The organism is Deltaproteobacteria bacterium, from assembly GCA_019308905.1.
Lineage (GTDB): Bacteria > Desulfobacterota > BSN033 > WVXP01 > WVXP01 > JAFDHF01.
Genome location: JAFDHF010000066.1, coordinates 36,514 through 51,256 on the forward strand (window position 1 = coordinate 36,514; position 14,743 = coordinate 51,256).

12 protein-coding genes and 1 CRISPR repeat array are annotated in these 14,743 nt (G+C 54.7%); of the genes, 10 read left to right on the forward strand and 2 right to left on the reverse strand.

From position 1 onward, the window contains the following. The first annotated feature begins 521 nt into the window (after nt 1-521). The 5 genes from JRJ26_17125 (at nt 522) to JRJ26_17145 (ending at nt 7,141) form a co-directional block, all read left to right on the forward strand. Complete coding sequence (locus tag JRJ26_17125; protein ID MBW2059212.1) at nt 522-2,444, forward strand: hypothetical protein; 1,923 nt, start codon at nt 522-524, stop codon at nt 2,442-2,444. A gap of 279 nt (nt 2,445-2,723) precedes the next feature. Next, a complete protein-coding gene (locus JRJ26_17130; GenBank protein ID MBW2059213.1) occupies nt 2,724-3,524 on the forward strand; it encodes a TIM barrel protein in 801 nt (266 codons plus the stop codon). Between the two features lie 77 nt (nt 3,525-3,601). Then, nucleotides 3,602-4,630, forward strand: coding sequence for a 4-hydroxythreonine-4-phosphate dehydrogenase PdxA (locus JRJ26_17135; GenBank protein MBW2059214.1), 1,029 nt, complete (start codon nt 3,602-3,604; stop codon nt 4,628-4,630). A gap of 851 nt (nt 4,631-5,481) precedes the next feature. Next, a complete protein-coding gene (locus tag JRJ26_17140; protein ID MBW2059215.1) occupies nt 5,482-6,168 on the forward strand; it encodes a DNA alkylation repair protein in 687 nt (228 codons plus the stop codon). A 121-nt stretch (nt 6,169-6,289) separates the two neighbouring features. Further along, the gene (locus JRJ26_17145; protein ID MBW2059216.1) at nt 6,290-7,141 is read left to right on the forward strand and encodes a lysophospholipase; all 852 of its coding nucleotides are present in this window, start codon (nt 6,290-6,292) and stop codon (nt 7,139-7,141) included. Nucleotides 7,142-7,209: 68 nt separating this feature from the next. On the opposite strand, the gene JRJ26_17150 is transcribed toward JRJ26_17145, so the two are convergent. Then, nucleotides 7,210-7,668 carry a trimethylamine methyltransferase family protein gene (locus JRJ26_17150; GenBank protein MBW2059217.1) on the reverse strand — a complete coding sequence of 153 codons (459 nt, stop codon included), beginning with the start codon at nt 7,666-7,668 and terminating at the stop codon, nt 7,210-7,212. Between the two features lie 45 nt (nt 7,669-7,713). After that, nucleotides 7,714-8,700 carry a trimethylamine methyltransferase family protein gene (locus JRJ26_17155; protein MBW2059218.1) on the reverse strand — a complete coding sequence of 329 codons (987 nt, stop codon included), beginning with the start codon at nt 8,698-8,700 and terminating at the stop codon, nt 7,714-7,716. Between the two features lie 626 nt (nt 8,701-9,326). On the opposite strand from JRJ26_17155, the gene JRJ26_17160 reads away from it, so the two are divergent. The 5 genes from JRJ26_17160 to JRJ26_17180 all read left to right on the forward strand — a co-directional run bounded on the left by JRJ26_17160 (nt 9,327) and on the right by JRJ26_17180 (nt 13,710). After that, nucleotides 9,327-10,109 (forward strand): ABC transporter permease, encoded by a 783-nt coding sequence (locus JRJ26_17160; protein ID MBW2059219.1) that lies wholly within the window; start codon nt 9,327-9,329, stop codon nt 10,107-10,109. A 176-nt stretch (nt 10,110-10,285) separates the two neighbouring features. Continuing rightward, nucleotides 10,286-11,353 carry an ABC transporter substrate-binding protein gene (locus JRJ26_17165; protein ID MBW2059220.1) on the forward strand — a complete coding sequence of 356 codons (1,068 nt, stop codon included), beginning with the start codon at nt 10,286-10,288 and terminating at the stop codon, nt 11,351-11,353. Between the two features lie 82 nt (nt 11,354-11,435). Beyond that, nucleotides 11,436-12,230 carry an ABC transporter ATP-binding protein gene (locus JRJ26_17170; protein ID MBW2059221.1) on the forward strand — a complete coding sequence of 265 codons (795 nt, stop codon included), beginning with the start codon at nt 11,436-11,438 and terminating at the stop codon, nt 12,228-12,230. A 37-nt stretch (nt 12,231-12,267) separates the two neighbouring features. After that, entirely contained in the window at nt 12,268-13,092 is an 825-nt protein-coding gene (locus JRJ26_17175; protein MBW2059222.1) for a hypothetical protein, read from the forward strand. A gap of 297 nt (nt 13,093-13,389) precedes the next feature. Then, nucleotides 13,390-13,710, forward strand: a complete 321-nt coding sequence (locus tag JRJ26_17180) for a hypothetical protein (GenBank protein ID MBW2059223.1) — start codon at nt 13,390-13,392, stop codon at nt 13,708-13,710. Nucleotides 13,711-14,198: 488 nt separating this feature from the next. Beyond that, nucleotides 14,199-14,700: a CRISPR direct-repeat array (repeat unit 26 nt; unit sequence GTCGCAATCCCTTATTCATCAGGTCT). Nucleotides 14,701-14,743 lie beyond the last annotated feature (43 nt).

The window sequence follows — 14,743 nt, forward strand, 5'->3', positions numbered from 1 at the left end:
AACTCGCTTTGTGACGGAGGGAGTCTAGCAGAGGAGCCGCTTATGTGTCAAGGAAAAAGCCGCGGGAATATACCGACTTTTCGAGAAGACCGTCATACCGTCAGAAGGGCAAACGACGGGAATTTCAAGACCTTATGAGGATCCCTGACCGAAGACCCGGGTAGCTCTGCCCGGTGTCGTGTTGACATGCCGAAGACCATGGGATAGCATTGCAGCGTATTGACTGGCGCGGATTCTCCATATTGCTCCAGGGATATTCGAGGTGTCCATGATGCGGGTGGTCAGAGATCCCAAAGCGTGCTACGGGTGCCGGGCCTGCGAGATCGCATGTTCTTTTCATCATCGGGGCGTGTTTTCTCCGGGAGGAGGTTCAATCACTGTTTCCAAAGACGGTCGAGTCGGACTCATCCACTGGCGTTTGGACTCGACCTGTGATCACTGTGAGGGAGAGGATCAACCTCTCTGTGTGCGCTTCTGTGCTTACCAAGCACTGCGGATGGTTCCAACAGGGGAGGAGCAGATTGCCGATAGGAGACATTAAAGGGGGTTTGGCAGGAAGCATCTTGAGGGTGGATCTCGGCCGAGGGAAGGTATGGACCGAGGAAACGGAGGCCTATGCCCGGAAATTCGTGGGGGGCAGGGCGATCAACTCGCTCATCCTGCTCAACGAGCTCGACCGGGCGACCAAGTGGTCCGATCCCGAAAACCTGTTGATCTTCGGTGTGGGGGCCCTGGTCGGCACGCTCGCGCCGGGGGCGTGCCGTATGTCGATCGAGACCAAGAACGTCTTCAACAACGGCAAGGGGTCGGCCAACGTGGGGGGGCATTTCGGCGCGGAGCTCAAATACGCCGGCTTTGATCATGTGGTGATAACGGGGAAGTCGGACAGGCCGGTCTACCTGTGGATTCACAACGGCAAGGCAGAACTCAGGGATGCCGCATCGATCTGGGGAAAGACGACCTTTGAAACAGAAGAGATCCTGGAAAGGCAACACGCGCCTCTCCGCATCAGGGTGGCCTCGATCGGACCGGCCGGCGAGAACAGGGTCAGGGGTTCAGGGGTTGTCTGCGACCGGGCCAAGGCGGCCGGGGGGTCGGGTGTCGGCTGCGTGATGGGAGACAAGAGGTTGAAGGCGGTGGTCGCGTGCGGCCAGGGTGGATCAATCAAGTTGGCTGATCCGGAGGGGTTTTTCAGGGCCGTGGATCTGGCCATCGACAAGGTCAAGCGATCCCCCCTGTCCCAGATGATGAAGACCGAGACACTTGCGGGCCGGTGGAGCGACCCGGATTCGGGCAACTGGGATTTTCTCGTGAGCGCCCGCAACGGCCAAGACGATTTCTGGGAGAGGGAGAAAAGGATCAGGTTCGCGGATCGGGAAACGGGGTTTCCCAAGAACAGAAAGAGGGTTACGGCCTGCTTCATGTGTCCGGTCGGGTGCATGCCTTTCTCCGAGATAGACGAGGGAAGATACAGGGGAACCAGAGGGGAGGGGTTTTGGAGCAACACCGTCATGGACGCGGTGAGGCTCGACATAACCGATCCGGATGGGATGACAAAGGCGTGGATCCTGGCAAACGAATTGGGCCTGGATACCGATTTTGCGACCAACGTGGCCTCATGGGCTTTTGAGTGTTATGAAAGGGGGCTCCTCACCAGGGAAGACACCGGCGGCCTAAGGCTCGAATGGGGAAACGTCGAGGCTTTCATCGAGCTCCTGAAAAGGCTGGCCCACCGGCAGGGGATCGGGGATTTCCTGGCCCATGGGGTGAAGGAGGCATCCCGGAAGCTCGGCAGGGGGTCCGAGGCCTTTGCGATTCACATGAAAGGGCAGGATTCGATAGAGCCATTCAGGGTCCCCAAGGGTTGGGCCCTCGGGGTGGCGACCTCCCCTGTTGCCGGGCGACATCTGCGGGGCACCTCCATCGGAGGGGAGAGATTCGGCCCCAAGGACGCGTCGTTCCCCGCCCACACCTACGCTGATCAGCCCAAGTACGTGGTTTGGCAGTCACTGACAAAGGAAATGGAAGACATGGTGGGTATCTGTGTCTACGTGGGCACCTGGTCGGGGGCATACGCCCTCGAGCCCTCGGACTACGTGGCTCTGGCCGACTCGGCCATGGGAATCGATCTGACAGAGGAAGAGTTTTTTGCCGTCGCCCGCCGGTCATACAACCTGGAAAAGGCATTCAATACCCTTCACACGGATTTCGACCGAAAGGACGACTACCCTCCTGCAAGGTTCATGAAAGAGCCGGTCAAGAGGGGACCGTACGCCGGGTTTCGGTGTGAAAAGGAGAACTGGGACAGGTTGCTGGATGAGTTTTACGGCCTGCAAGGCTGGGATATCGAGACCGGCTTGCAGACCCGGTCCTCTCTGTCAAAACTCGGCATGGAGGATGTGGCCCAAAAGCTCGAAAGAGCAGGAAGACTCCTCGACAAATAAAAAAACAAGGGGTCAAGTCTCGATTTGAGTCTTAGTATGAACTATTTAATAACTACAAGTACTTAGGTTCGTTCTGTACGGCGTATCTTTCTTTCCTCTTTTGATTTTCGATACCTTTTTGATTCCCTTTCCGTTTTTTCCTTTCCAGGGCCAGACATGTTATCATGAGAGACGGCGGTGAGCCTGCCGGGGAGGGGGGAAAGGCAGACGGGCCGCCGTGGAGAGTGGGAGGGGCGGGGCAGGGCAGGCGGGGCAACCCCCGGGAAGGGAGGACAGATCTTGGCCGTCGGAATATCGAGCTATGCGTACAGGTGGGCGGTCGAGCTTGCCGGTCTCGATGCTTTTGGGCTGCTCGAGCGCTCGCAAGAGGCAGGGGCCGAGGTCGTACAGATCTGCGACAATCTTCCCCTCGACGGTTTGCCGGGCAAAATGCTAGATGCCCTTGCCGGAAAGGCCGGGGAACTCCGCCTGGTCCTGGAAGTCGGCATGAAGGGGTGTGAGCCCGAAAGCCTTCACCGGAACCTCGAGGTGACAAGACGCCTCGGCGCTTCTCTGCTCAGGGTTGTCCTGCCCGAAGCCCGGGGCAAGCCTTCCCGCGACGGGCTTGTGGCCATGCTGGGATCCCTGTTGCCGGAGCTCCGAGAATGGAAGATCACCCTGGCCGTTGAAAACCATTTCGGCATGCTTCCCTCGGAGCTTGCCGGCATCGTGACGGCCGTGGGCGATCCCCTGGTCGGGGTGTGTCTTGATCCGGTGAACTCGGTAAGCAGGTTGGTCGGTCCGGGCGAGACGGTAGCCACGCTTGCGCCTCTGGCGGTTTCGGTGCACGCCAAGGATGTAAAGGCCGTTCGCCGGAATACCGGCTTCTACATTACGGGCTGTCCATTGGGCGAGGGAATGGTTGATTTGCCTGAGTTGGTGGCAGCTTTGCACCGGGCGGGTCGTTCACCCAACTTCTTGGTTGAGGCCTGGATGGACCGGTTGGAGAACGATGCGTCCACATTGTCCCAAGAGGACGTCTGGACACGCCATGGTATCAGATACATGAAAGACCTGCTGGCATCAAGAGGCAGCGACTAAGAGTCAGCGGGGAATCGTCTTGCTTTTTCTCTCACAGGGCCAGTGGAGAGCTTCCGTGCCTGCAAAGGGAGGAGACAATGCCGATAGAAAAGCCGGTCATCGCAATAACCATGGGTGATGCCTCTGGAATCGGGCCGGAGATTATCGCAAAGGTACTTTCGATGGAGAAGGCCTACGGCTGTTGTCGTCCTTTTGTTGTGGGTGATCCCGAGGTCATGAGGCAGGCGTCTAGAGTGGCTGGGACAGAGTTGCGGGTCCGCCAAATCGGGGATCTGTCGGAAGCGAGGTTTTCGTTCTCTGAGATGGATGTTCTGTGCCCAGAGGGTGTACAAGTTCACGAGATAAGATGGGGAAGACTTGATCCTGCCATGGGCAGAGCTGCAGCACTGTGCTTGGAAGCGGCTTTCAAAATGGCTCTGGACAAGGAGGTTGACGGTGTTGTATCGGCACCGCTAAACAAGGAGGCGTTTCATCGGGCAGGATACAACTATTTAGACGAACTGGAATACCTGGCAGAGTTGACAGAGAGCGCCGAGCCCTTCACAATGGGAGTCATCGATTCTGTCTGGACAGTCGCCGTCACATCTCACGTGCCCTTTCGCGACATTGCCGCCATGATAAAGAAGGACAGGGTGGTCAGGTATCTCTGCCTCATGAACGATACATTGCGAAAAATCGGAGTGCAGGAACCAATGATCGCGGTGGCCGCTCTGAACGTTCACGGGGGGGAAGGGGGGCTCTGCGGGCGCGAGGAGGTGGACGAGATAATTCCGGCCATCGAGGAGGCAAGGAAGCTGGGTTTGCGGGTAGAGGGACCCTTCCCTGGCGATACCCTTTTCCTCAGGGTTATGGATGGGGGGTTTGCTGGGGTGGTCTGCATGTACCACGACCAGGCAAACATAGCACGGAAACTTCTCGCCAGAAGAAAAGGCGCCACGCTGCTCATGGGCCTGCCCGTTCCGGTGGGGACGACCGCCCATGGGACGGCATTCGACATTGCAGGAAAAGGGATCGCCGATCCGGGCAGCCTGAGCGATGCTCTCAGATATACCGCCAAGCTTTGCTCGCAGAGAGAGCAAGGGGTCAAACAAGGTGTCACCCATTGAAGGGCACCCTGTCGAAGGGCAACAGCTATCTGGAGTTCACCCAAGAAATTCAGGCTTCAAACAGAGTGGGTTGAGGTGGGTATCTTCCGGTCTCATCGTGCTGACGCACAGGGCCCTTCCCGATTCTTCTGAGTATTGCCTGGATGCCGTAGGCAAGAGCATAGTAGTGAAGGTCCGGGATACCGAAAACCCGCTTTGCCGCCTCGAGCACATGAAGAGCCAGGATCTTGAGCTTGGCCTGTGTGCCCAGCCTCAGGGCGGTGAAGTAGGCTGCTGCCAGGACAAGAAGTGAGGCAGTATTTTGCAGCCGGCCATAGAGTCAAGAGCCGAACGTCCTCAGAGGCGCAGCTGCCCTTGATAAAGCGGATCGTGTCCTCGATACGCCACCGGGTCATATGGGCCTCCACAATCTGCTACAAAACCCTGCGACTGCAGTGCATGGGCCGTGTGGTCAAAAGCATCATGGGCTCCCGGCCAACCCCCTTGACCACAACAAGCCACAAGGGCCGGTCCGAATGGTCGACCAGGCGAACGGGCCAAGAAAACCAAAACGGGTTCAGATGGGCCCTTTCTTCATTTCTTGATTCTCAAGTGGAAACCTCCTGTTGCCTGGCTCCTGAGCCCGGCGTGGTCTATGATAATGATCCTCGGTATCCCTTCCCGGGTGTTTTCTTTTCGGCCTTGGCTCTCAACCTGGGATTGTTAATCTATCATGCGGAGGTTAGGATGAGTTAAGAGGTGTTACGATCTTTAGAGCAAGTTGACCCCCTTTGTCCTGCCTATCGATCCAAAAAGGGGAGTCCGAGGGGAGGAAGAGGAAAAGAGAAGGGGCGAAGAAAAGGGGTACGGACATGTCCAATGTGCAAGAGGTCATTGAGAAACTGAAGGCCAGGGCCAAGCCCGAAAATGTGGAAGGAATGGTAAAATTCGGCATGACCGGTGATAAGAGGCTGGGAGTATCCGTCCCTGAGTTGCGCAAACTTGCCAGGGAGATCGGCAGAGATCACATGCTGGCCCTTGAGCTGTGGAAGACCGGAATTCCTGAAGCGAAGATAGTGGCCGGGATGGTCGGCGACCCGGAGAGGCTTACCGAGCGGCAGATGGAGAGCTGGGTAAAGGGATTTGATTCATGGGATGTGTGCGATCAGGTCTGCATGAATCTTTTTGAGAAATCTCCCCTGGTGATGAAGAAAATCCATGATTGGAGCGAGCGGGAGGAGGAGTTTGTCAAGCGGGCCGCCTATGCACTGATAGCCTGCCTCGCCTGGCACGACAAGGAAGCAAAAGACGAGGTATTCATTGAACTCCTCCCTCTCATAAAGCGCGGGGCTACGGATGGCCGGAACTTCGTCAAGAAGGCCGTGGACTGGGCACTGAGGAGTATCGGGAAAAGGAATCCAAGTCTCAACAGAGCCGCGATAAAGACAGCCGGAGAAATCCAGGGGGTTGATTCCAAATCTTCCCGCTGGATCGCCTCCAGTACCCTCCGCGAGCTGACAAGCGAAGCAGTTCAGGAAAGGCTCAAGAGAAACAGGTGACCAGGGGCAAAACATTTGAGCTGATCGGGTCGACTCCGCACACTTGACATTCAAGCGGAGGAACAAGGGGGATGAGGCCGTCCTAATTTGGCGGAAACAAGAATAATCGGAGGGAGAAATCATGGCAGAATCCCCTGAAAGGACTGGAAACTTCGTTGGTCACGACGGACTGAAGATCTTTTATCGCCAATTCCAGGCCGTTGGTGAGCGGGCGCGCCTGGTGATTGCCCACGGTTTGGGAGAGCACTCCGGTCGCTATGGGAATGTCGTAAATCGGCTGCTTCCTAGAGGCATATCGATCTGGATCCCGGATCATCGCGGACATGGCAGAAGCGAGGGCAAACGGGGACATATTTTGACCTTCGAGCAATACCACCTGGATTTGCGACTGATGATCGAGTCTGCCAGGGAGGGCCTCGCTGAGGGCGGAAAGGTTTTTCTCCTGGGACACAGTATGGGCGGTCTTATCGCGCTTTATCTCACTTTGCAAAGCCCTGAACTTATCGACGGCGTGATCGTCTCTTCACCGGGCCTGGGGATGGCAATTGAGGTGCCGGGAGTGAAAATCCTCTTGGGAAAGGCTATGTCTTTTCTCTGGCCCGGCTTGACCATGAGCAGCGCGTTAGACGCCACCAAAATCAGTCACGATAAAGAGGTTGTCAGGGCCTATGAAAACGATCCATTGGTACACGACAGGGTCAGCGTCCGCTGGTTTACCGAATTCTCGTCGGCCATGAAGACACTCAATCAGCGGGCATCAGAGGTATCCGTTCCGATCCTGATGCAAGTGGCCGGCAACGACCACCTGGTAAGTGCTCAGGCCAGTGAACTCTTTTTTCAAAAGCTGAAAGTTAACGACAAAACCCTCTACGTTTATGAGGGGTCGTATCACGAGATATACAACGAATCGGAAAATCAAAAAGAGAAAGCGCTCAACGACCTTGAAAAGTGGTTGGAAAACCACATTGAGTAAGCCCTGAACGATACTAGGCCCCTTCGGGCTGACAGGGTAAGGTGTTGCTGTTCTTGTCAAGCCTTTTGTCAAGCCGCCGTCTTGGCTTTGCGTTCTCTTACGGCCTCCTCGAATTCGGCATAGATCCTGTCCAGCTCTTTCTGTACGTGTTCTGGACGCGGTGCCGGTTTGTAGTTGTTCAGAATGTCGATGGATCTCTCGTATGCCAATTCGACAATATCCGGTGATCCGGCCTCTTGCCAACTCTCCCTGGTATTCCGGTTCATCAGTTTAGTCCGGGAGAGCCGCTTGAAATTCTGATAGGTATGGTCATGGGTGAGGAATTCACCGCCCGGTCCGACATCCTTGATCACGTCATAGGCGATGTTTGCTTCTGAAACCTGGATGCCCTCCACGACCTTGAGGACCATATCGAGAAACTCGTTTTGCAGCAATGCCGAAGCATAGTCCCATGTCAGCGCGCTGTCGAGCATCCCGACCCCGTAAATCATGTTGGCACCTGCCAACGCCGGTATAATGGCGGTCAGGGTGAACTCGTGGGCCGACTGGGCATCGACCTTCTTGCTATCCGTCTACCCACCGCCTACCCAGGAAGGCATCTTGTAGAACTGGGCCAGTTTTGCAAGGGCCGCGCTGATCATTGCCATCTCGGGAGCACCCATGGCTGCCAGCGTGGTGCTCAGGTCCATGATGCTGGTCGAGCCGGCGTACACCATCGGGGCGCCTCTCCGGACCAATTGGCCGAGAGTGACCGAACCCAACACTTCCGCGTTATGCGTGACAAGTGTGCTTGCCAGGTCAACGCAGGTCGTACCCCCGGCCAATCCCAGGCCGTTGAGCTTTATGGGCACGCCCAACCTACAGGCTTCGATCAAAACGTCTGTGGCCTCTTCACTCAGGACCAGGGGGCTGACAGGGTCGGCCGAACAGGTGAACAAGGGGCTGTGCCTGAGTCTGTCTTCGCCGCCGGCGACGACAGCTCCCATCTTAACAGCCGCATGGAGGTGCTCCACGGTGTAGATGCCCAGGAAGCCGTGTTTTGAAGAATGGCTGAAAAAGGAGTAGCTATTGTAGATGCTCGCCATATCCTCGTCCAGATCACGCGGAGTCAGCGGCCTTTCCCAGCCGATAATATTGTCCAGCGTATCTATGAATCGGACGGTGTCATCCACATCCTTTCTCGTTGCGGCTCTTACCTCTCTGGTGACCGGGTCCATTAGTGCCGGGGCTTCACCAAAGTTGACAAAGCCTGTTTTTTTCCCCCCGGCAACGTAATCGTTTGCAGGATCGATGGCGTGGGCGCGATAGGTCGCCGGAGCAGATTGGATCGCGTCTTCCACCAGATTGGCTGGAATCTTGACGATCTGGGTCTTCTCATCGACCACACACCCGTTATCACCGAAGATTTCTCTCGCCTTTGGGCTCCCCACCTGGAGTCCGATATTCCAGAGTACGTCGAGTGTGGCCAAGTGGATCTGCTCCAGGTCATCGTCGCTGAACACGTTCAACCCGAAGCTGCCGGCTCGCAACATATTGGCGTATCGATAATTGATAGTCATCTTGTCGTCTCCTGCATTGTATGAATGTTACAAATTCCCTTGGAAATAGGGATAAGAATTCCCTTTTTCCCAACAAAAGTATAATAATGAGGGCGCCTCTGTGTCAACTGGAAAGCCATGCGTGAGCTTGTCAAAGGCTCCAAGGAGCAGGGGTTCCCCGGAAGACTCGACCACGCCGTGATGCATTGTTCCTTGACACACAACCCCACTTCTTCTATACTCCCCCAGTGAAAATACGGGTTCTCATCATTTCCTGCTGCAAGAGGTTTTTCTTTCCTACTCACGAGGTTCTCGGCCAAGTGAACCCGCTGCGAGCTTGGCATGTGCGGCTCGGAACCGGACCTTACGGAACCGATGGCGGTCCTTTCGGTTGGCAGCAGCGCACGTGGTGACCTGGCACTCGTGGAAGCGAGTCTCTCGGCCAGGGCTTTTATGAATCTGGTGATCCTCAGGGTTTCCTTTCAAGTGAAGCATTTTGGTGGATTTTCGACCGGAGGTCTGCACCCGCCGGAGCAATATGCCTGTTTTGAGAGGGAGGGTGCATGCAGAATTCTCAAGGGCTCGAGGGGCCGTAGGCTTCAAGAGATCGAATTCTGAGGAATCTATATGGGGAAAGGAGAGCAGGGATGGAGCCGGGTTTAGGGGACAAGCGGGCGCGATGGATCTACAACATACTGCCGTCTTTCTTGCTCCTTGTTCTATTGATCGGGGTCTGGCAATTGATCGTCACGGTTACGGGCATCAAATCGTTTCTGCTTCCCAGTCCGTCTTTGGTCGCCACCACCCTGGCCGACATGAAATGGCAGTGGGGCAGACAGATCTTGACAACTCTCGTCGAAGTTCTGGGCGGATTCCTTCTCGCCGATTTTGTGGGGATTCTTGTGGGGGTGTTGATCATGTGGTCTCCCCTGATGCACAGGTCTGTTGTGCCGTTTCTGGTGTTCCTGAACTCGCTGCCCAAGATCGCCCTGGCTCCACTGTTTATTATCTGGCTGGGATACGGAGTGCTCCCCAATATTTTTATCGCATTCATCAGCGCTTTTTTCCCTGTGGCAATCAACACCGCCACAGGAATTGGAGAAACAGAACCTGACATGATCAATTTGGCGAAGGTCTGGGAGGTACCTCGTTGGAAGGTCTTTCTTAAGATTGAAATACCCAATGCGTTGCCATATATCTTCAGCGGGATCAAGATCGCCGCCACCATGGCGGTCATAGGTGCGATTGTGGGGGAATTTGTCGCCTCGACCGAAGGATTGGCTGCAGTCATTATGAATGCCCAGGCGGTTCTGGTTACCGAGGCTATCTTCGCCTCGTTGGTCTGGATATCGATCCTGGGATTGGGCTTATACGGACTTGTGGCGCTCGTCCAGAGGCTGGTTATGCCTTGGGCTGACATCAAACAGTAAGAAGGTAAAGGTTCCTATCCTGCCAGGAAGCGAGGTTTTGGAGGGACCGGGCGTACGTCCCTGAAACTTCTCATCGATCGAGATGCTGGAGGGGGCAAGAATCAAGGAGAGGAGGTGAGGGCTGGTTGAAAGACTCGGGGCCTTAATTGGAAGGATTAGGGAGGAGGGATTGAACAATGAAAAGCTATGTAAAGGCAACGGGGACATTGGTATGTGCGTTGTTGGTAATGGCGGCTACATTCACGACGGCACGGGGTGTGGAGCGTGTAAGATTTCGCCTGAACTGGATTTCGGCCGGGGAGGGGGATCACGCTCCATTCTATGTGGCCAAGGATCTTGGCTATTATGAAGCATTGGGTCTCGATGTAACTATCGAAAAGGGATCAGGATCAGGAGATGCTGTCAAGTTTGTGGAAGTAGGTAAAGTGGACTTGGCCATAGCGGATTTTCCCGCCATCGCAGTCGCTCGTGCGCGAGGGGCGGATGTCAGAATTGTGGCTGCCTATCACGTGAACAGCCCAAATACTACCTGGACCCGAAAGGATACGGGAATCACGACACCCAAGGATTTGGCAGGACATACGATCGGATCGCCGGCCGGCGATGCTCAAAGGATTGCCTTCCCGGCTTTTGCCAAGAAGGTCGGTCTGGACCCCGATAGTGTCAAATGGGTGAACATCCATCCTGCTGCCAAGATTCAATCGCTTGCCAGCAAGACGATCGACGTGACCGTTCACTGGTTCGACCAATTACACACCTACAGGAAGATCATCGGAAAGGAGAACCTGGTCTATTTTCGGTGGGCTGACTACGGGGTGAACCCCTATGGCATGGCCATCTTCACGAGCGAGAGGATGTTGAAAGAAAAGCCTGATGTAGTGAAGCGGTTTGTCGATGCCACGTTGAGAGCTCAACGCTGGACGATTCTTAATCCGAGAAAGGCAATTCAGATCCAGAAGAAGTACGTGCCTGAAGTAGTTGTGGAGCCGGTATTGGGCATGTTGGAAGTATCGATCAAGTATATGTTCTTCGGATCGACTATTCTTAGGCACGGGCTGGGATGGATAGACCGGCAGCGGATGGACCAGAGTGTAAACATCATGAACACCTATTTCGGCCTACCCCGTCCTCTCAATGCCGAAGAGCTCTATACGAATGACTTCGTGCCTCATCATACATGGCCGTATCCAGAAGAATTCACAGATCCTTCGACATGGCCTTGGCCGTACCGGTTCGGGTCGTGAGTAATGCGCAAAGGGGAGAAAAGGCGGGGCGCATGAAGTCAACCCAAGCGATTGGGTCTTCACAGGCCCCGCCCCTTCGACGATGGGAAGCGATTTCATAGAAATAAACGACCTACGTAAGGAGTACAGGAGTACTCGGGGAAGTGTGCTGGCGGTCGAGGATGTGACGTTTTCGGTTTCAGAGGGTGAGTTTGTAGTAATTGTGGGCCCTAGCGGATGCGGGAAGTCGACTCTACTCAAAATCATCGCCGGACTGCTTCCCTTTGACAAGGGGCAGGTGAAGATCGGGGGAAATGATGTCAGAGGTCCCTCCAGGAACGTGGGTTTGGTATTTCAGAACCCGGTTCTGTTCCGGTGGAAGACCGTAATAGGCAACGTGCTCGCCCCTATCGAACTCATGGGATTTGAAAGGAAGGACTATGTTCGCAGAGCCCATGAATTAATAGAGCTGGCCAAACTCTCCGGTTTCGAGAATAAATATCCTATGGAGCTTTCAGGAGGGATGCAGCAGCGAGTGGCGATTTGCCGCGCACTGATCTATGATCCCAAGGTGATACTGATGGATGAGCCGTTTGGGGCTCTTGACGCCATGACGCGAGATAAGATGAATCTCGAAGTCTTGCGGATATGGAGTGAACAAAAAAAGACGATCCTGTTCGTAACCCATAGCATTTACGAAGCTGCTTTTCTGGCGGACAAGATCATTGCTTTGAAGGAGAGACCCTGCAGGGTAAGAGAGACGATCAACGTAAAGCTGTCGAGGCCCAGGGCGCTGGATGTCCGTGCGACAAGTGAATACGGGCGGTACGTTTCCAGGTTGTACAGCCTGTTGGAAGAAGAGAGTTGTCAGGAAGAGGGAGGAAGAGGTGCATGGTAAGGCCTTGAATCATCAGTGTAGCCAGGGGGGGCATATTATGGGAAAACGTCTTGCTAATGCTATCGCTGTTGTCACACTCTGTATCCTGTCATCACAAACGGGTTATTCTGCTTCCTGGGTTGAGTCGAGCCACGGGGGAATCAGCATCCAGCATCCTCAAGGATGGGACACCGTGTGGGAGGAAGCCGGGGTCGAAGTATCCCACCCGGACAATCCGATGATCTGGTGCGCATTTGCGACGCTCCGATGGCAGGGTACTGCTCAACAGTTTATCACTGCCCTGTTGGATGACTACCGAAACAAGCTCCAGGACCTCCGGGTGCTCGAGAAAAAACGTATCTCGGAAAAGCCGGATACCTATGGCGTCAGATTCACGTATGACGGTGACGGCATCACCATGGGCTCGTTGGTTCTTGTCACTACCGGGAATTGTAAGAATTTCTCTGTTCGAAGCTATGCGGCTCCGATTCAGGATTATGACAGGATGAAGCTGGTCCTCATTCCAATTCTGCTCAGCCTCAAATTCGAGCAGGCAGAGCCTGCAAAGGGAAGGGCGGCCCGAGGAGCGACGAAGCTCATCCAGGTGCTTGGGTCCCCCAGCGGCTACTGGCAGATGAGGGCACCGCGGGGATGGAGAAGCATTGATGTGGGAGAGGACGAATCGATAGAGGCACGGTGTGTGGGCCCCAATGGGGAAGCGGTTGGGGTTGTTTTCTTATGCGGTCTGGTCCGTTCCCACATATTGAGAATGAGGATGGCCGGCGGCAATGTCCCCCTCATGTCCATTCCTTATCTAACGGCGGCAGATCTTTTTGAGCGTGTTTTACTACCGTACCATCAAACCGAATTCCCGGATATGTAGCTCAAAGATCTAAAGCCCCTAGACCAGAGCAGGGCGCGATATTGCGTTACCTATACCGACCCGCAGGGAGGGGGCACGGTTGTTCAAGAGGGAATCGTAATCAATAACTCCCTGTCTGATCTGTACGGCGGAGATTTCAATGTATATACCCGGTACTGGGTGGCGGCTCCCGAAAAGAGATTCCCAGAGGCGAAGAACCGACTCTGGCAGATCCTTCATACGTTCGAACCCTCGCCCTACTTCGGGTCAGCGGTTGTTCAAATATTGATGCAAATGCGGCAAGAGACTCAACAGGCAATGCAAAACGCAATAACGAACACCCTACGAAGCAACCAGAGAATGATGCGGGAGACAGCCCGGACGACCATGCAGGTGATGCAAGACCGCAGGCAAGAGGGAGTCGGATGGGGCCTGGCGTTAAGCGGAGAAGATCTTGTGCGAGATCCGGATACAGGCAAACAGTATCGCATCCCCATGGGAGGAGAGTACATATACGGAAGACCCGCGGGTGCGGGAGAGATTGAGACGACCCGAAGGGCTGCCCCGATCCTACCCAGCGAGCTGCCGCTAGGTTTTCGGGCCTTTGAACAGATTCCCATTACAGAGGCCTGGAAATAGGAGGTGAAACAAGGGGTCAAATCTCGATTTGAGTCTTTGTATGAAATTTCTAGTATCTTCTAATACTTAAATCCGCTCTCCATGGTGTATCTTTCCCTCCCTCCCGGTATCAAACACCTTCTTGACTCATCTCCCGTCTTTTCCTGAGGGCCTGAACCTGCCACCATGACAGGTGGCAGTCAGCCTGGCCATCCGCAAACGAAAAAGCGCAGGCGGCCGACTTCAGCGGCGGAAAGGGCTGATAGGCTCCTTGGCCCCGGCTGGCTGGAGAACCGCCTTTTTCCGGAACTCTCCCCTTGTCAGGCTCCCTTCCTTTGAGCCACCATCCCATCGACAGGTCTCTTCTCAAAGGGACGTCGGCAATCCGAGCCATCAAGTCAGGCGCGACTAAGACTCAAGTCGAGATTTGACCCCTGTGTTCCCCTGTGTTTTGACCAGGTTTGTTTTTTCAACGATCACGAGCACGACTAACGAGCACGGCTCTTTTAGTCGCAATCCCTTATTCGTCAGGTCTCTGTTTCCAACCGATGGAAAAGATAGTGGTAACCCAACATGAAGGGTTGGTGTCGCAATCCCTTATTCATCAGGTCTCTGTTTCCAACCCATCAGGGATGGCATTACTGTCGGTGGCTTTACCAAGTCACGTCGCAATCCCTTATTCATCAGGTCTCTGTTTCCAACAGGAGAAGCAACATGAAGAAGGAAGAGATTGTCGGATTGATTGTCGCAATCCCTTATTCATCAGGTCTCTGTTTCCAACACTGGGTTCAACAAGGTTACACGACAACTCGGATGTTTCAAGGTCGCAATCCCTTATTCATCAGGTCTCTGTTTCCAACTCCTGGAAGCTGCTACCCACCTCCAACAGAAGCTTGAGTCGCAATCCCTTATTCATCAGGTCTTTGTTTCCAACGCACGGACTAAGTTGTATAGCCCCGCTTCTAACATAAAATGTCGCAATCCCTTATTCATCAGGTCTTTGTTTCCAACGAAAATGAAACAGACTTTGACCCGCTGGGATGGCGGGTCAGGT